Raw genomic sequence first — 18349 nt, 5'->3', positions numbered from 1 at the left:
CATTAAGCTTCCCTAACGACTTCACCTGGTCAATAAAACGTATGATTGAACAACACAGCCCAGCCTATCGCCGAGTTACGTTTGCTCTTGCACTTGGATCTTTTTTGATCTTCTGTAACTTGTATCTTTTCCAACCAATGCTGCCTTATCTGGCTCAACACTTTGCGGTGTCAGAAACACAAATTAACTGGCTGTTTGCTGCCTCAACGTTAGCATTATCGGTAAGCTTAGTGCCTTGGGCGATCAGTTCTGAAGTTTTTGGCCGTCGCGGGGTGATGCTGCTCGGGCTGTTTGCCATGCCATGGTTTGGATTACTCACTCTATTGAGCGATCAATTATGGGTACTGATCATCAGTCGAGCTTTGATGGGGATTGCCCTAGCCGCTTTTGCGTCTGTTGCGGTGGCTTATATGGTCGAAGAATTATCGCCACAAGCGTTTAACAAAGCGATTGGTGGATATATCGCCGCCAATTCACTTGGGGGGATCAGTGGTCGTATTGCTGGCGGGTTGTTAACGGATGCTTTTGGCTGGCAAACGGCCGTCGTTGCTATGGCTATCTTTACTTTATTTGGCGCATTGATTGTTTATTTTTCTTTGCCCGTACAACACCATTTTACGCCACAACGTGGGCGTTTTTTACAACATAATCAAGCACTCATATCTCATCTAAGACAACGTAACTTATGGTTAGCCATGCTCATCGGTGGCACCAACTTTGCTTTGTTCGTTAATCTCTATTCGGTAATGGGTTTTCGCTTAGTCGCAGATCCGTATGCGCTACCCGTTGGCATTGCCTCATTAATCTTTCTTTGTTATCTCGCTGGCACCATCAGCTCACGACTCACAAACCGCTGGACATCGCATTATCATCCTGTCGCCGGGATGATTCTTGGTGCCATGGTCAGTATGGCCGGAATGTGGCTGGCCGCCGTCGAATCATTATGGTTTATGGTGTTTGGTTTACTTTTGATAAGCTTTGGCGCTTTTTTCACTCATACCTTAGCTTATGCTTGGGTCAGTCAAAAAGCGGTTCAAGCCAAAGCAACCGCGACCGCACTGTACCTAGTACATTACTACGTAGGAGGTAGTCTGGGCGGATTTTACCTGCTCTATTGCTGGCAACAGGGAGGCTGGGTAATGGTTACTCTTGGTGGCACGGTGTGTTATTTGATTTTATTCTTACTTTGCTGGCAGCTATACCCAAAGCAAGAAAAAGTGGCGATCAACAGTAAGTAACCGATACAATCTGATATTACTCTATGTCTGAGTAGTATTACGCTGCTAAGACGCTTATTCATCACTATACCCAAACGACTTGGAACAATAGGTAGGCGATCAGTGAATCAATTCCAGTCAGCATCAATCAGCGATGCTGATGGGAATAGACGAAGCTCGCCAACACTGCTGCGATTTCAAGTGGTAAAGGGGTATTAATCAATGTGCTCAACCATTATGTCAACACTTAGTCCCTCAACGATTACCGAACATGTCAATCAATGGCTCAATGACGTCGTGATTGGTTTAAACTTATGTCCATTTGCTGCAAAACCTCAACGCAATCACCAGATTAAAATTTTCGTTAGTCAAGCGAGCCGTGAAGAAGCGCTGCTACAAGATATTCTTGATCAATTACTCGAACTGGATACGAAAGAAGCACAAGAGCTAGAGACAACCTTAGTAGTGGTCCCTAATATGTTAGATGACTTTATGGACTACAACTTTTTTATCGATTGGGTTGAAGCCTTGATTCGTCAGCAAGACTGGGAAGGCATTTTCCAAGTCGCGACCTTTCATCCTGATTATTGTTTTGCTGGAACCTGCCCAGAAGATGATGAGAACTTAACTAACCGTTCACCCTATCCTATCTTTCATTTAATCCGTGAACAAAGCATGGAAAGAGTACTGAAACATTATCCGAACCCAGAAGCGATTCCTGAGATAAATATTCAACGTGTTAGTCAGCTCTCTCCCGCTGAACGCAAGGCGCTTTTCCCTTATTTATTTAATCAATAGGAGCGAGAAAAGCGACGAATGACTCTTCGCCAGTGACCGGATATTATCGAAATCTTAATGGGATTTATGCCTTGAAAATGCTACTCTAGTCGCATCATTCTTAGTGAGAGAATAAAATGAGCAAATTAACAGCAGATATTCAAGCGAACCTGGATCTTTTCATCAAAGAGTCCCAAGAAAACAAATTGGTATGGGGACTACGCAATGAAGAAGGCTGGCTTTCTTGTGAATCGACTGAGTTTGAAGACAGTGAAGTGATGCCTTTTTGGTCTTCAAAAGAAGATGCTCAACTGCATAACGTTGAAGAGTGGTCTGATTTTGAAGTGCTTGAGATCCCTCTGGATATCTTTGTCGAAGATTGGTTAATCACTTTAGCCGAAGACGGCGTGCTAATTGGGCCAAACTGGAATGCCACACTAGACGGTAAAGAGATGGAATCTTCTGAACTGGCTAAGCTATACCTATAATCCCAGTGATCATAGACAAGGCGCTGATCGCGTCTTGTCTCTTTTTATGCCTCAACGCTAAGCGCTAAACCAATACTATTCGCTCTCCTATCGACCGATATTGTCGTTCGTTTACGAGAAGCAACAATCACCACGGTATTAACCAAGTGGGTGATTAAACGGCTGCCATTAACGCCTATCTATACACTCTTTAAACTATTTCAACCACGGACTAAACCATGCATTTATCTAAGTTGACTGAAGATATCTACCAACACCTCTATCGTGATATTAGCGAATTTCGTCATACGTTTGATCTCCCTGTCGCTGATCCATCGAGCTTAGATAGCCAAGCCGATACCCTGCATACGTCTTTAATTATTGAAGAGCTGACTGAGCTGGCAGAAGCTGACTGTACAACCGAGCAAGCCGATGCGATTGTTGATAGCGTCTATGTCTTAATGGGACGCCTGGTACATTTGGGGCACACTCAGATTACCGACAACCTAACAATCAGTTATCTTATTGATTTGCTGTTAAATGTTGCCGTTAATCGTGGGATAGATTTTCTTCCCTGCTGGGATGAAGTGCATGCCTCAAACATGAGCAAAGTCTGTCGTAACGAGCAAGAGTTTATCGATACTGAAGCGTTTTACGCCAAACAAAATATCCCGCTGACGGCAGTACAAAAAGGCGATTACATCATTGCTAAATGTGCTAAGGATGTCGTGATGGAAGGCAAAACCATTCGTCAAGGTAAGGTGCTAAAATCGGTCTATTATCGTCCCGCGAACTTAGCCGCGCTAACCCAATCGTAAACTGATTCGATCATTGTGTTGTCTAAGGCTATCCAATATAAAAATGGCCGTCTCTTTAACGAGACGGCCATTTTATTAGACTGAATTAATCACCATCGCCTTATGCTGAGGCCTCTGACTCAACTTGACCTTGGTGTAAATCTTTAGCCAACAGTAAATACATGGCCGGAACAACAAATAAGGTAAACAGCGTACCAATCGACATGCCACTAGCAATCACTAAGCCCATCGCGTAACGAGAGCCAGCACCAGCACCGGTCGCAATTAATAGTGGGATCATTGCCAATACGGTTGCCGCGGTCGTCATCAAAATAGGTCGTAGACGAATCGCAGTGGCTTCTTCAATCGCATCGCGCTTACTCTTACCATCCATTTGTAATTGATTGGCAAATTCCACAATCAAGATACCGTGTTTAGCGATCAATCCGACCAGCGTCAACAAACCCACTTGGGTATAGATGTTGATGCTAGTGAAACCGAGGCTGGTAAAAATCAATGCGCCACACACACTCATCGGTACGGTAACCATGATAATGATCGCGTTCTTAAATGACTCAAACTGAGCGGCAAGGATCAAGAAAATCACAATCAATGCAAAGAAGAACGTCACAACCAGTTGCTGCCCCTCACTCTTATATTGACGAGATTGTCCGGAATAATCGACGCTAAACCCAGCAGGCATAACTTCTGCCGCAATATTATCAAGTACGGCTAACGCTTCACCGAGTGGAACACCCGGACGTGGCACACCAGAAATTTTCACCGCATTAAGCTGTTGGAATCCACGTAGAGCTTGTGGCTGAACCGATTCACTCAGCGTTACTAAGGCAGACAGTGGCACTAACTCCCCTTGTTGGTTGCGGGTATAATAATTAGTCAACTGCTCTGGATTAAGACGTTCGCTGCGCTCAACCTGTGGAATCACGCGATAAGAGCGGTTATCCAGTGAGAAGCGTCCAGTATCAGCGCCAGACAGCAGACTGCCTAAGTCAGCGGCAATTTGCTGCATCGACACGCCCATCAGCGCCGCTTTTTCACGATCCACTTCGACGGTTTGTCGAGGACGATTAATTTTCAAATCGCTGTCAACAAAGATAAAGCGTCCGCTCGCCATTGCTCGGCCTAAGATCTCTTGTACCACCTCTTGCAGTGCTTCAAAAGGTTGAGTTGAGCCGATAATAAATTCAACCGGTGTACCACCACCAGGAGAGGGCAGTGACGGTGGCACTAAAGCAAAACTATTAAGCGCGGGTTGCTGAGCAAGAAAAGGCTGAATGTCTTTAGCCAGCACATCATGAGTGAGCCTATCACGACGCTCCCAAGGCGCTAACACAATACCGGCAATCGCTTTATTGGTTCCACCTAACCCATTAATGATGAAGACATTTTCAATTTCCTCGACATCATCAACCAAATTATCCAGTTCTTGAGTATTTTGTGTTAACGCATCCAGCGTATGATAGCTATCGCTTTCCAAAATAGAGAAGACGAAACCTTGGTCTTCTGGTGGCTCTAACTCTGAAGGACTGGTGATAAATAAGAAGTAACAAGAAACCAGTACAATCGCACCAAAGGTTAACACGACACTCTTACTATCCAGTAAGCTGTGCAGCGTGCGTTGGTACGAATGATGTAATCGGTCAAACTGCTTATCTAACCACTGCTCAAGCGATTTCTCTTTTTTGTTATCGCTGCTGTGTGGCTTAAGAATATAAGCACACATTACTGGCGATAACGTTAACGCAACAATACCCGATAGAATAACCGATGCTGCAAGAGTAAACGCAAATTCAACGAATAATACGCCCGTCAAACCACCAACAAAACCGATCGGTAGAAAAACCGCAACCAAGGTCGTTGACATGGTAATGATTGGCCATGCAAGCTCACGCGCCCCTTGGATCGCCGCATCAATACGACTTTTACCTTCTTCAATATGACGGTGAATGTTTTCGAGCATGATGATCGCATCATCGACCACAACCCCAATCGCCAGTACCATCGCCAGTAGCGTCAGTAAGTTGATAGAGAAACCTAACAACCACATCAAGAAAAAAGTACCAATCAACGATACAGGTATCGCCACCGCAGGGATGATAACCGAGCGAAACGAGCCTAAAAACGCATAAATAACGAAAACAACGATTGCCAACGCCAAAATAATCGACATCACTACTTCATCAATGGCATTTTCGATATATTCCGTCGAGTCATAAGCGATGTACGCAGAAAGTCCTTGAGGCAGCTGAGGAATAATATCTTGATCCCACACTTGACGAACATCTGCGATCACATCCAACGCATTCGCATCCGGAGAGACTTCGATACCAATAAAGGTTGCAGCTAAGCCATTAAAGCTCACCGAACTCTCGTAGTTCTCAGCGCCTAATTCAACCTCTGCAACATCGGCTAAACGAACAACGCTTTGACCGTCACTGCTGACCACCAGTTGTTTAAATTCTTCAACATCGCGTAAATCAGTCGCCGCCGTTAAGTCAATCGCGACCATCTGCCCTTTAGTACGACCTAACGCCGCTAATACGTTGTTACTGCGTAACGCCGTCGCGACATCGCTCCCCGTTAAACCATACGCGGCCATTTTGACTGAATCTAGCCAGACTCGCATAGCAAACGTACGTGCACCAAGAATTTCCGCTCGTTGCACGCCAGGAATGGTCGATAGCTGAGGTTCTACAACTCGAACTAAGTAATCGGTGATTTGGTTATCACCCAATACTTCTGAGTAGAACGCCAAATACATCGCCGCGACACTTTCGCCGACTTTTAAGGTCACCACCGGTTCACGAGCGTTTTCCGGTAACTCTGAGCGAACCTTATTCACCTGAGCAGCAATTTGCGTCAACGCTTGGTTAGGATCGTAATCGAGGCGTAAATACGCTTCGATGGTACTATTACCCGCGACCGACGTAGAGACTAAATAATCAATCCCTTCTGCTGCGGCAATTTCCCGCTCTAATGGTGTGGTGATAAAACCTTGGATAAGATCCGCATCAGCTCCGACATAAGTGGTACTGACACTGATCACCGCATTTTGGATCTCAGGGAATTGGCGAACATTCATATCCATAATGGCTCGTAAACCAAGTAAGATAATGAATAAGCTCACCACCGATGCTAAGATCGGTTTTTTAATAAAAACATCAGTAAAACGCATGAATACTCCTACTGATTCGCGGGTGATGGGTTCACTTCCGCACTCGGTTGAACACGCGGATTGTCACTAATTATGATTTGTGACCCATTACGTAACTTGAGTAAGCCGGAGGTTACAATCCGATCGCCAACCTCTAAGCCTTGTTCCACCGCAATCAGATCGCCACGACGCTCACCCGTTTGCACAAACCGTTGTTGTACCACTAACTTGTCATCTTGCTCTTCAATCACAAATACTGAGTTACCATAAGGGTTAAACTGAATCGCGGTTTGCGGAATTAAGCTAACTGAACGTGGTTTCCCCGTATCCAATTGCACGCGAGCAAACATACCCGGACGCAATGCGAGATCTTGGTTATCCAGAGTGGCTTGTACTTCAATACTTCGACTTGCTTCGCGAACTGAAGGCGCTATAGCAGTAATTTTCCCGGTGAAAACTCGGCCAGCAACGGAATCAACGTTGACTTGCACGCTTTCTCCTAGACGAATATTAGCCAACTGCTGCTCGGGTAAAGTGAAGTTGAGATAAATTGGGGCAAATGATTGTAATGAGACAACGACACTACCCGGAGACAGTAGCTGACCCAAGCTGACTTGGCGCAATCCAGCAATACCATCAAAAGGGGCAAGAATGGTCTTTTGCGCGATCCGAGCTCGTTGGCTTTCTACTGCGGCAGACGCTTGCTTGGCTTCACTCTCACTGCGACGTAGCTCTGACTCAGAGACATTTTTCTCGCGGAACAGACGCTGATAACGCGTCAACTCGATATTGGCTAACTCTTCCACCGCTTGTAATCTTTTTAGCTCCGCTCTATCGACCGAATCATCCAAAGTGACAAGTAGCGTCCCTTTTTTGATATTACTACCGTTAGCAAAATGGATACCGTTGATGATACCACTCGCTTCAGTGGTTAAATCGGTGCTATTAACGGCGACAAAACTACCAATTGCACTGACAAAGGGCTGCCATTCATCGGTGGTGACTTCGCTAGCCGTCACGGTTACCGGTGGAATCGGCATGTTATCGAAAAATTGATTCATAAAATGGTTGCCGACCGCTTTGTAGGCAAAAATGCCACCAAAAATCAGCGTACTGACGATTAACATCAGGATCATGCGTTTTAACATGAAAACTCCTTGCTGGTTGATCCTAAAAATAAAAAGGGTTAGTGAAAAGCAGGATACTTTTCTAGTTCGATTTTCAATGCCGTTACTTTTTGTAAAATAACGTTATCCTCCAGTGATAATAAGGGCTGCCACTCCATCCCATTAAGTAGCATCGTGATGTTACGATAAAGTTGCATCGAATTAGGTGATACCGCTAATGCCTCTAGTAAGCCATCGGCATTAACCAAAGCATGGTGGCCTTGACACTGCGCCCAAGGCGCTAAAGAGAGATCCATTGCGTGATAGCCATAATCAGGCAGCTCACCGCAATCAAGCGCATCTTGGGTTATTCTACTGACGATCTCGCCAATTGGTTTACAGGATTGGAAAATTTTCTGCTTATGAGCGACAGAGACATTTTCCCATACTGCTTCCGTAAAAACGTATTGTTCTAATTTGGCATGTTGCGGATAACGCTGCTGAAATAAACGATCGGCAATCGCTAAAGCCAACATTTTATCGCGCCCGCTGACCTCCAATTGAGCAATACATTCAAAACGTTCGGTTCTATCCGCTGCCTTTAAGCCGACAATAGCGGCCAATAAATCCTCTCGGCTTGCAAAATGTTGATAGAGCGTCCCCGTCGCGTATTGACATTGCTTAGCCAATTTCGCCATGTGTAAATTCAAGAATCCATCTTGCTCAATCATGTCGCAAGCGGTCATTAAGAACAGTTGTTCTCTTTCTTGTCGCTCACGAAGCTTTCTTTCTGATGTTGTCATAATCAAACCATACTTGAATGGGAAACAGATTATGAACGTGATTCAAAAAGCGATCAATTTTCATTGTTCACACTTAGTTCACAATTTGTATCAAAATGTGAACTGCAACATCATTCATTCTCATCAATGACTCCCCATCGATGGAATAAGCAAGAATAGGCAGGGAAAAGAATAAAAAAAGCCACCTTAAGGGCAAGGTGGCTAAAGACTATCAAAGTCTAACAAGAACGAGAATGTATCAATACGTTTAATGCGATTGGCATGCCAAGTTTTTACAATCAACCATCTTATTGTTTATAAAGGATTTTTATAAAGCACCATTGCCAAAGGCTAATCATTATTGAACCACGATGGTGCTTGATGCACCACCATCAATCAAAGACTAAATAAGGCTGCCCTGCAATCTCCACTTGTTGAACGGCGGTATGAAAAACGTGTTGGATATGCTCGGCTGTTAACACTTGTCGAGGTTCACCCAATGAATGCATGACCCCATTATCCAATAGCAATACCCTATCGGCATAACGCAACGAACGATTTAAATCATGGTTAGCCATAATGACCGTGATGCCATCACTGGCAATACGCTGAATGAGATCGTACAACAGTCGCTCTTGCGCAATATCTAACGGAGCCGCAGGTTCATCGAGGATCAGTAATCGGCCAAATGGATTTAATGTCGGCCAAATTTGTAGGCAGCTACCCGCTAAACGTACCCTCTGCCACTCTCCACCCGATAAATGGTGGATAGAACGATAGAGCTTATTTTGTAAACCCAGCAGTGTGACCAATTCTTGCAGTACTTCGCTGACTCGAGGTTCCTGATAACTGACCTCTTGGGGAAGGGATAACTCTAAATATTGAAACACATCAAGATAAAAAGCAGGTTTATCACTTTGCGATAAGTAGGCACGAACCTGAGCTTGTGCGGGTAATGAGAGTGACAATAAATCGACATCGTCTAACTGCACCGAACCTTGGCTAGTGATGATCCCCGCTATCGCTGCTAATAAAGTACTTTTACCACTCCCATTAGGACCAATCACATGCAGCACTTCTCCGGCTACCGATTGAAAAGAAAGCGGCAGTAAACGTTGCCCAACGTGTAAATGACTAACGTTTATCATGACTTCTCACCAGCATCCAAATAAAGATTGGGGCTCCAATGGTTGTCGTCACCACACCAACAGGCAATTCGGCGGACGTAAGAGCAAGCCTTGCCAACATATCAGCCGCCACCAGCAGCAGAGCACCACACACAGCGCAAGCAGGCAACAACATACGATGCTCACTCCCCAATACAAGACGCAACAAATGTGGAATAACCAAACCAATGAAGCCAATGATGCCAGCTAAAGCAACACTCACACCAACTAATAATGAGATAGCAACAATCAATTTCCAACGTATTGCTATTACGTCTAATCCGAGTTGTTTGGCATGAGTTTCACCTAGCATCAATTGATCAAGAGATCGTCCTTGAAACAGTAACCAGATAATAACGGGTAACGCCAAAAGAGACAGAGCATGTTGATACCAACTGACACCACTTAAACTGCCCATCAGCCAATACATCAGCTGCCTTAGACTCAAGTTATCACTAAAATAAAAAGCCCATGTCACTATCGAGCCGGACAGGATGCCTAAAGCAACCCCAACCAGCAAAAGACGCGTAGTGGTTAAACTCGTCAACTTAGCAATCGATACCAAAAGAAAGGTAAAAACTAGCGCGCCCATCACGGCAGCTAACATAAACAGCGATGGCGTAGCAAAGGTAGGAAAAAAGAATAAGACAATCACCATCGCCACACTGGCACCACCAGAAATCCCCAAGATTCCCGGTTCGGCTAATACGTTACCCAATAGTACCTGTAACGTAGCTCCCGACAAGGCCAGTGCGCTACCGATAATGATAGCCGCCAGTAATCGAGGTAGGCGTAACTCTAAGACCAATTGTTGTTCAAGAATCGTCCAATCTGAATCCAGCCCGATAAAACGCTCACCGACCATTAAATAAGTCGCACTTAATATGAATAACAGGCAAGTAAAACTACCAATCACCCATCGCCAGCGGCGCTGTTTGTTGGCAATTAATTGGTTGAAGTTCATCGGCCTAATAGCATAAAAAAATAATGGGGCTAACCTTATCGTTAACCCCATTGAAGCTCAAGTGCTTTACTTAATCATAAACCAATTGATCATCTTCATATCGAGTATCTACCTTGCAGACCATTAAGGCCGCACGTTGACCAATCGCCACCTTGCGGTTGGGAAACACGATCTCCTCCCCTTCATTCTTCGCCATTAAGGGTTTATCGCCATCATGGCCAAATACTTCCCCATGCATAAAAGAGGTAAAGTTTTCTACATCGTCACCAAAGCGAAAATCAAAATCTTCGTGTAAGCGAACAATCGTTCGACTCACTCGATACATGATGGTTTTCTTGGCTAAATGTTCCGACTGCTCTGCCGCGATTAAATCGCGTAATGCGAGATCAAATGCGGCAAGGCGTGCCAAATCATTTTCACCCAGTTTTGCCACTTGACCGAGTTCAACGGTCATCGCTTGCGCAGCAAAATGCTCGGCACTGAACCAGCTAAAGGTACTTGCAGGAGCATTAGAAAGCATGACGGCTTCAATGTGTGCGCTCTCGATAAATGCCATCAAAGCACGACTACGGACTGGATGACGAGTTTTCGGGCTGACAGCAAATGAATAATGCTTTGACAAACGAATCGCACAGTGTAAATCGAGATGCCAGCGAGTCTCTGGTGCCGTTTTATTAAAAAACTGGCTGACCTGCGCTTTTAAGTTGGTAGCGATATCCGCTTCTAAACTCGCAGCATGAGGCTTATCATCAAATAATCGGTTGAGATTTTCTTCTATAAAACGGGTATGGCGCAAAGTGGCTTGTGGATGAGCGACAATAAATAAACAGCGCTGCTGCACACGTTGAAATCCGCTGACGATATCATCAATAATTTTATCGACCAGCTCCATTGGCGCGGTTTCATCACCATGCACACCACAGGATATGACGATATTTTTACTATCCGCAGAATAGTGTGCTGGTAATACTTCAAGAACACCACGTTGCCACAGTTTAAGTCGGACGCCGGCTTGAGTGGTGATTTCTTCGCTGACCATCGGCTGGTCAATATCCAAACTATCGAAAAGAAAAGATCGTCGAAAGAGGGATGTCGTCATGCGCTACTCCTTTATTGCACAGCGGGTATGGTAAAGAATTGTTTAGCCAATTTATGTAGAGAGGATCTCACTTATCAAAACCCGAACGCTGAATAACCTGCAAGTAAGCATCACAAACGGATTTAACTCCCCGAATTCTAACACTAAATATTGCTAATGCACTAGAGTTGGGTTATTCGTGCTGATAGTCAACCACTTGATATGATCAGCATACACCCAAACGACTTGGCGTTGCAGTTTCAAGCACGAAGGGGATACACACTTTGGATAGCGACGAATTTTAGGAATCAGTATGAATAACATAACTCAAGACCCGGTGATCATGATTGCAGGCGCCACCGGCTTAGTCGGCACTTGCGTATTACGACGCTTATTAGCTGAACCTGCCATCCAACATATCTATGCATTGAATCGACGGAGTTTATCGCTGCCTCATCCTAAATTAACGGAGTTGATTGATTCTGAACTCAGTATTACCCACTGGCCTGAGCAGCAGCCTCGCCCTCAGTATGGCATTATCGCGCTCGGCACAACGCTTAAGCAAGCCGGCTCTAAACACGCTTTGGAGAAAGTGGATTTTGAATTGGTTTGTCAGGTGGCGCACAGTATGAAAATCTTGGGCGTGACTCGGCTTGCGATTGTCTCTAGCTACGGAGCCAATCCCAGTGCCCGCTCCCATTACTTACGCTGCAAAGGACGCATGGAAGAAACCATTCGTCGGCTTGGGTTTGATCATCTGGTGTTTGTTCGTCCAGGTCCGTTAGTCGGCCAACGTGAACAGCCGAGAAATGATGAAATTTGGCTACAACGAATCATGAAATTAGGACAATTTTTTCTATTTGGTCGCCTAAAAAACCTGATCCCGATTGACGCCGATAAGGTCGCTCAAGCACTCTTGTACGCTTTATTTGATCAATCAACCAAACGAGTTACCGTTTTACCCTCCGTAGCGATGCATGATCTGATCAAAAAATACCAATAAACCGACCACTTAATCACCACACCGATGCCAATACAGCCAAATAAAGCGCTCAATAACTATTTGTTCTACATTATGCCGTTTTGGTCTTTTAAGGTTGATTTAGATCACGCTATTCTCAGCCTGTCTTATTACCCCTATACCTACACCATTTATCGGCGCAGAGCTGTAGCAGCTTAAATGCAATGGATGACGCTACCAGATAACGTTAATGGACTTAACTTTCTGCACGGTTAAATTAAGTGTTGTTTTACCCCTGTTAAGGATGTCTATTATGTCAGTTGCAGCTATCGCTATGCTTGCGGTATTTGTCGGTATTTTGCTGTTCCTGTTTGGTCAACAGAAAAAAAGCCATTCATTATCGCGCTTAGTTCTATTAGGTCTAGTGCTTGGTAGTGTCTTTGGACTCGCGCTTCAGCTTATTTTTAACCAAGGTAGTCCCGTTATCCGCGATGTGCTCTCATGGATTTCGATTGTTGGTAGCGGCTATGTCGAACTACTGAAAATGGTTATCATGCCATTAGTATTAGTATCGATGATTTCTGCCGTGGTGAAACTGGATAACAGCGGTTCATTGGGTAAAATCTCTTTTCTCACCATCTCAATTTTGCTGTTCACAACAGCGATTGCCGCTTTGATTGGTATTTTGATCACTCATGCGTTTGGCTTAACCGCTGAAGGGCTAACCGAAGGCACACGTGAAGTGGCTCGAATGGGACAACTTGAATCCCGCGCATCAACCGTTGCTAACTTAACCATTCCGCAAATGCTGATCGGTTTTATTCCATCAAATCCTTTTGCTGATCTGACTGGCGCCCGTTCATCTTCAATTATCGCAGTGGTTATTTTCGGTATCTTAGTTGGTATTGCTGCACGTAAAGTGATGCAAGAGAAAGAACAGCTTGAAGCGCCTATTCGCCTCTTTGTTGATGCGCTGCAATCCATTGTGATGCGCTTGGTTAAAATGATCATCGCCCTTACACCTTACGGTATTGCCGCACTGATGGCGAGAATGGTTGCAACATCAAGCGCGAGCGATATTTTAAACTTGCTCGGCTTTATCGTCGCTTCTTACCTCGCGATTGCTTTGATGTTTGTTGTGCATGGTTTATTGGTTGCCTTGGTTGGCGTTAACCCTAAAACCTATTTCCAAAAAATTTGGCCAGTACTGACTTTTGCGTTTACTTCACGTAGCTCAGCGGCCACCATTCCATTAAACGTCGAAGCTCAGATCACTAAGCTTAATGTACCACCAGTGATTGCTAACTTGTCAGCCTCATTTGGAGCAACAATTGGACAAAATGGCTGTGCCGGAATTTATCCTGCAATGCTAGCGGTGATGGTTGCTCCATCAATGGGGATCAACCCGCTGGATATCCATTTCATCTTGTCATTGATTGCCATGATCACCATTAGCTCGTTTGGTATTGCTGGGATTGGTGGTGGCGCAACGTTTGCCGCGCTGATTGTACTTCCAGCGATGGGGTTACCTGTGACAATCGCAGCACTGCTTATCTCGATTGAACCGTTGATTGATATGGCACGTACTGCACTTAATGTATCGGGATCAATGACAGCGGGTACCATCACCAGTCGACTCATGAAACAAACTCATGAGCCAGAAGCTGAAACACAACCTGTCCAAGCGTCTTAATCATTAACGATTGCTTAAACACTAAAAAGCCGACCCGTATATTGGTCGGCTTTTTTGTCTCTTTTTTCTATCAATGATGACTTAATTGTCGCGTTTATTATCGCCAACGCAGGATCCCTAAGCGATACAGTGCTAACGCCGAAAGCAACAAAGCACAACCAAGGATTTTATTCAAAGGCATGGTTTCCGCATAAACCAGCATACTAAGAATCAATGTCCACACCGGTTCCAATAACATTAATAAAGCCGCATTGGTCGGATTAGCATGCTTTTGACCAATAGTTTGCATCAGATATCGCAAGCTCGTGGCCAATAACACGCTCAATGCAAACCACTTCCAAGTCATAATACTTACCGATTCTGGCCAGCGTTCAAATAACCAACAGAGCACTACCCCCAAACAACCGACAGTAAAAAGCTGTAATGTGGTTAATAACATTGCGGGCAATTTTGCGGAGTATTGACTATTGAAGTTAAAATGTAATGCCAGCCCCATCGCCGCCGCTAAAAACCACAACTGATTGACCGCAATTTGCCAAGCGCCATTCCAAGAGAGCAAAAACAATCCTAATACTGCAATTGGAAAAGCCAGCCAAAAAGCTCGATTCGGTCGATTACCGTGGAGCGGCCAAGCAAGTAAAGGCACAAATAGCATCGACAAACTCATGATGAATGCACCTTCGCCCAAGGTGGGACTTAATGAAATCGCATGTATCCAGCAAAAAAGCGAACCCCCTAAAAAGACGCCGACCCCCATTGCGCGCAGACAATCTTGTCGAGAGGCTTTTTTTAAAGCTGGGAAACAAAACGGCAGTAAAATCAGAGAGGCGGTAATAAATCGCAAGCCAATAAAGCCAAACGGTGGTAATTCTTCAATGGCTTGTTTTGAAAACACCCAACCCGCAGCAGCGAGCAATGTTGTTAATACAAAAATCGATTCAGCGCGAAATTTAACCATCATGGTAAGGTCACACAAAGGCAGGAAAGAGTGAACAGATTGTGCGCCAAATGTAAAAATAAAACCACTCTTCATCGACTAAATATCAATGATTTAGCTTTGCTATAACGTGTTAACAACCCATCTGCAAGCGACACATAAATAGAAATTGATTCGATATCTGAATCATCAAGAACAGCCGTTCTCAAATTCATACAACTCTAAAAATTAACTTAAAATAGAAATTAAAAACCAATAAAAACATTAAAATCGGAATAAAAAACCAATATTTTCACTTTTACATAGTTCCATTGGGCCGACAACTGAGGGTTAATCAGTGAATGTGACCACTACCACAAAAAGCCTTCATCCACTAAATGTGGTAAGTTTTACCACATTATCATTTCTATATGGCTCTAATTTCAGTGAAAGACTCCCAAGAAGCATTGCATTTTAGCATCACTCCAGAAAAGACCGCTTGGAACCGACATGACACTTATTGGTCACTCAGCTTATTTGGTACCGCCGTCGGTGCCGGCATTCTTTTTTTACCCATTAATCTAGGGCTTGGTGGGTTTTGGCCGTTATTGATTATGGCGCTTCTCGCCTACCCAATGACGTACTACTCTCATCGCGGCCTAGCAAGATTCGTCTTATCTTCTGCTCATCCTAACAGTGACTTTACGGATGTGGTTGAAGAACACTTTGGAGTCACGGCTGGCAGAGCCATTGCATGGTTATACTTTCTGTCTATTTTCCCTATCTTATTGATTTATGGCGTAGGACTGACCAATACCGTTGATAGTTTCTGGGTTAACCAAGCACAGCTCAGCGCTCTGCCTCGTTGGTTACTGTCCGGTGTTCTAGTCAGTGGGTTGATTGCGATTATGCTCGGCGGTGAAAAAATCATGTTACGCGCATTCGCCGTCATGGTTTATCCTCTCGCGGCCATTTTAGCCGCTCTATCACTCTATTTAATTCCACGCTGGCATCTGCCTTCTCTTGCTTTGCCGAGTGCTGGGGAGTTTATTCATACCGCTTGGCTATCAGTGCCGGTGATTGTTTTTTCATTCAGTTATGCTGCAGCTATTTCTAGTTTTGCTCATAAGCAGCGACGCTATTACCAGCAACAAGCCTTAAAGAAAAGTGAACATATACTAAAACGCACCAGCATAGTGCTGATTGCTTTTGTATTGCTGTTTGTTTTTTCATGTGTGCTAACGCTATCCCCAGAGCAACTCCTTGACGCTAAGACGCAAAACTTATCTATTTTGTCTTACTTGGCAAACGCGACTGATAATCCGTTTATTGCAACGCTCGGGCCACTGGTGGCTTTTATTGCGATTACTTCCTCGTTCTTAGGGCACTTTTTAGGGGCTCGTGAGAGCCTAAATGGATTGCTGACTAAGCACAGCTCTCTCAATTACGCTCAGGCGAATAAATTAGGAATAGGATTTCTATTTGTGACTATCTGGGCAGCGGCAATACTCAACCCAAGTATTTTAGGTATGATGGAAGCGTTATCTGGGCCCGTTATCGCCTTAATTTTATTTATCATGCCCATGATTGCCGTCTATCGTGTTAACGCTCTCAATGGTTATAAAAAACACCTAAGCACTTACTTTGTATTTGCCATTGGCATGATGGCAGTCTCTGCTTTGCTTTATCGCTTACTCCATTAAGTCTCGGTAACATCTCCTCCTCTCCACTGGAATCTCATCGGCGGAGAGGGGCGCGTTATAGTGATGGAGAAACGACTTATTTATCAAGGAGTAAGATCAATCATCGTCATACTTTAGTTAAAATACTCGCAGAACTTGTTGACTAATATTTAACCAAGTCGTACCTTGTAATGTAATCTTCATCACATTAGGAGGCTATTCCATGAAACGCTCTAGCGCAACTTCGCGTCTGCAAATGATTAAAGAAGTTGCAAAACGCAACACCTCTCCCACCAATGCCGATCCTATGGCGCAATACATCAATACATTAATTCACAACAAAACCAGTCAACCGAAACAAGAACCGAAACGGATTTTCTCAGGTTTGCATTTTGATGAGCATGCCGGTGGATGGGTTAGCGATAACTGGGATAATAAATAGTCCAACTCTCGCGAACCACTTTATTGCTGATACCCTACCGATGCGAAGGCCAAACGTCGAACTCGATTGGATGTGCAGCTAGTCGTCCTTAGGGTATTGCCAACTATGGTGTGATTAGAAATGGATTTCATGTGACACTTTTTTACCGCCGTTCATCGAGTATCATTCGCTTAAAAGTACGAAACCGAGCGACTAGAACAGTTCGTTTTGTCGATCCTCGTTAGCCATTTCCATCCTCTTATTGGCCTGATTTTGCTGTGATCGTTGTTTACGCCGATAACGTTGCCGACAAAGATGAATGACATGCAGTTGCTGAGCTGGCGTCATATCTAACCACGTAAAGCGTTCCTCTCTTTTACGCATACAGCCCTGACAATAGCCTTTTTCATCCACGCTACAGACACCCACACAAGGGCTTGGGATCTGGAAAAACTCCAATTGCTCCATAACCACTCCATTGTTTTATGCCCTATCTGACCCCATAAACAATTCGGTTAGCGATTATCTCATGATCGCCTACGCTTTAGGCATGACAGTCCGCTAACACAACTTAATCATGGCTCGTTATACTCTATGCCAATCATCTCATCAACTTAACGTGATTAGGTTGTCCTGATGCTATTTGATGTCCGATTGTTGATTAGGAGTTCTCACATGAAGCTTAGTTCAAAAGCCCTACTTGCCGCAATATCCTTACCTGTCTTACTCTCTGCTTGTGCAGGTTACCAAGATAAAACCGAGATTACTGCCGACGTACTGCAACATCATCATTGGCAACTGACTCATATCGATGGGCAGCCGTTGGTCATGGATGAGCATTATGACGCACCAAGACTCGAGTTTGGCGAAAAAATGATGGCCAGTGGTAATGCCGGCTGTAACAACTTTTTCGGTCAAACCGAGCTAAAAGATAACAAACTGCGTATTGAAAGAATGGGCATGACGATGAAAATGTGTATCGGTGATGTTATGGATACCGAGCAACTCGTCTCTCAATCATTGAGCGACTGGAATGATGTAACATTAACCGAAGAAACACTAACCTTAAAAAACCAAGCACATACACTTACTTTCACGTTGAGTGATTGGGTTAAGTAAAAGCCATCGGTTTTTCATGTTCACAGTG

General features: G+C 44.4%; 17 protein-coding genes. 9 read left to right on the top strand and 8 right to left on the bottom strand.

The window, feature by feature from the left end; all coding sequences use genetic code 11:
- Positions 1-41: 41 nt before the first annotated feature.
- From CAG60_RS14315 to CAG60_RS14300, 4 genes are all read left to right on the top strand, one after another.
- Positions 42-1238, top strand: a complete 1197-nt coding sequence (locus CAG60_RS14315; protein ID WP_158138529.1) for an MFS transporter — start codon at positions 42-44, stop codon at positions 1236-1238.
- A 216-nt stretch (positions 1239-1454) separates the two neighbouring features.
- Positions 1455-2015, top strand: a complete 561-nt coding sequence (locus tag CAG60_RS14310) for a DUF1415 domain-containing protein (RefSeq protein WP_161439228.1) — start codon at positions 1455-1457, stop codon at positions 2013-2015.
- A 116-nt stretch (positions 2016-2131) separates the two neighbouring features.
- On the top strand, positions 2132-2482 hold the full coding sequence (locus CAG60_RS14305) for a DUF2750 domain-containing protein (protein WP_004395137.1): 351 nt from the start codon (positions 2132-2134) through the stop codon (positions 2480-2482).
- Positions 2483-2700: 218 nt separating this feature from the next.
- Positions 2701-3279 carry a nucleoside triphosphate pyrophosphohydrolase family protein gene (locus CAG60_RS14300; RefSeq protein WP_161439227.1) on the top strand — a complete coding sequence of 193 codons (579 nt, stop codon included), beginning with the start codon at positions 2701-2703 and terminating at the stop codon, positions 3277-3279.
- Between the two features lie 100 nt (positions 3280-3379).
- Here CAG60_RS14300 and CAG60_RS14295 read toward each other — a convergent pair whose 3' ends face one another.
- The 6 genes from CAG60_RS14295 to CAG60_RS14270 all read right to left on the bottom strand — a co-directional run bounded on the left by CAG60_RS14295 (position 3380) and on the right by CAG60_RS14270 (position 11550).
- Positions 3380-6454: an efflux RND transporter permease subunit gene (locus tag CAG60_RS14295; protein ID WP_161425548.1), complete on the bottom strand. Its 3075-nt coding sequence runs from the start codon at positions 6452-6454 to the stop codon at positions 3380-3382.
- 8 nt (positions 6455-6462) lie between these two features.
- Positions 6463-7581 carry an efflux RND transporter periplasmic adaptor subunit gene (locus CAG60_RS14290; protein WP_154167986.1) on the bottom strand — a complete coding sequence of 373 codons (1119 nt, stop codon included), beginning with the start codon at positions 7579-7581 and terminating at the stop codon, positions 6463-6465.
- Positions 7582-7619: 38 nt separating this feature from the next.
- Complete coding sequence (locus CAG60_RS14285; protein WP_158143812.1) at positions 7620-8342, bottom strand: TetR/AcrR family transcriptional regulator; 723 nt, start codon at positions 8340-8342, stop codon at positions 7620-7622.
- Between the two features lie 371 nt (positions 8343-8713).
- Positions 8714-9469, bottom strand: a complete 756-nt coding sequence (gene btuD / locus CAG60_RS14280) for a vitamin B12 ABC transporter ATP-binding protein BtuD (protein WP_161439226.1) — start codon at positions 9467-9469, stop codon at positions 8714-8716.
- Positions 9456-10451 (bottom strand): vitamin B12 ABC transporter permease BtuC, encoded by a 996-nt coding sequence (btuC, locus tag CAG60_RS14275; RefSeq protein WP_161439225.1) that lies wholly within the window; start codon positions 10449-10451, stop codon positions 9456-9458. The genes btuD and btuC overlap by 14 nt, the downstream gene beginning before the upstream one ends.
- Before the next feature lie 70 nt (positions 10452-10521).
- Positions 10522-11550 carry a succinylglutamate desuccinylase gene (locus CAG60_RS14270; RefSeq protein WP_161439224.1) on the bottom strand — a complete coding sequence of 343 codons (1029 nt, stop codon included), beginning with the start codon at positions 11548-11550 and terminating at the stop codon, positions 10522-10524.
- Positions 11551-11842: 292 nt separating this feature from the next.
- On the opposite strand from CAG60_RS14270, the gene CAG60_RS14265 reads away from it, so the two are divergent.
- Complete coding sequence (locus CAG60_RS14265) at positions 11843-12532, top strand: NAD(P)H-binding protein (protein WP_161439223.1); 690 nt, start codon at positions 11843-11845, stop codon at positions 12530-12532.
- A gap of 271 nt (positions 12533-12803) precedes the next feature.
- On the top strand, positions 12804-14183 hold the full coding sequence (locus CAG60_RS14260) for an L-cystine transporter (RefSeq protein ID WP_154167976.1): 1380 nt from the start codon (positions 12804-12806) through the stop codon (positions 14181-14183).
- Positions 14184-14280: 97 nt separating this feature from the next.
- Here the strand turns inward: CAG60_RS14260 and CAG60_RS14255 are convergent, their stop codons facing one another.
- Positions 14281-15144, bottom strand: coding sequence for a DMT family transporter (locus CAG60_RS14255; protein ID WP_158138534.1), 864 nt, complete (start codon positions 15142-15144; stop codon positions 14281-14283).
- Positions 15145-15545: 401 nt separating this feature from the next.
- Between CAG60_RS14255 and CAG60_RS14250 the strand changes: the two genes are divergently transcribed.
- Together CAG60_RS14250 and CAG60_RS14245 are read left to right on the top strand one after the other, a co-directional pair.
- Positions 15546-16802, top strand: a complete 1257-nt coding sequence (locus CAG60_RS14250; protein WP_199249704.1) for an aromatic amino acid transport family protein — start codon at positions 15546-15548, stop codon at positions 16800-16802.
- 202 nt (positions 16803-17004) lie between these two features.
- Positions 17005-17223 (top strand): hypothetical protein, encoded by a 219-nt coding sequence (locus tag CAG60_RS14245; RefSeq protein WP_004395125.1) that lies wholly within the window; start codon positions 17005-17007, stop codon positions 17221-17223.
- A gap of 192 nt (positions 17224-17415) precedes the next feature.
- On the opposite strand, the gene CAG60_RS14240 is transcribed toward CAG60_RS14245, so the two are convergent.
- The gene (locus tag CAG60_RS14240; protein WP_158138536.1) at positions 17416-17670 is read right to left on the bottom strand and encodes a DUF1289 domain-containing protein; all 255 of its coding nucleotides are present in this window, start codon (positions 17668-17670) and stop codon (positions 17416-17418) included.
- 207 nt (positions 17671-17877) lie between these two features.
- Between CAG60_RS14240 and CAG60_RS14235 the strand changes: the two genes are divergently transcribed.
- Entirely contained in the window at positions 17878-18321 is a 444-nt protein-coding gene (locus tag CAG60_RS14235) for an META domain-containing protein (RefSeq protein WP_161439222.1), read from the top strand.
- Positions 18322-18349: the final 28 nt, after the last annotated feature.

Origin of the sequence: Vibrio sp. V33_P6A3T137 (assembly GCF_009904835.1) — a bacterium.
In the GTDB taxonomy this organism is placed as follows: domain Bacteria; phylum Pseudomonadota; class Gammaproteobacteria; order Enterobacterales; family Vibrionaceae; genus Vibrio; species Vibrio metschnikovii.
Note: the sequence above shows the minus strand (reverse complement) of the source record. Positions and strands in the feature narration are given on the sequence as shown.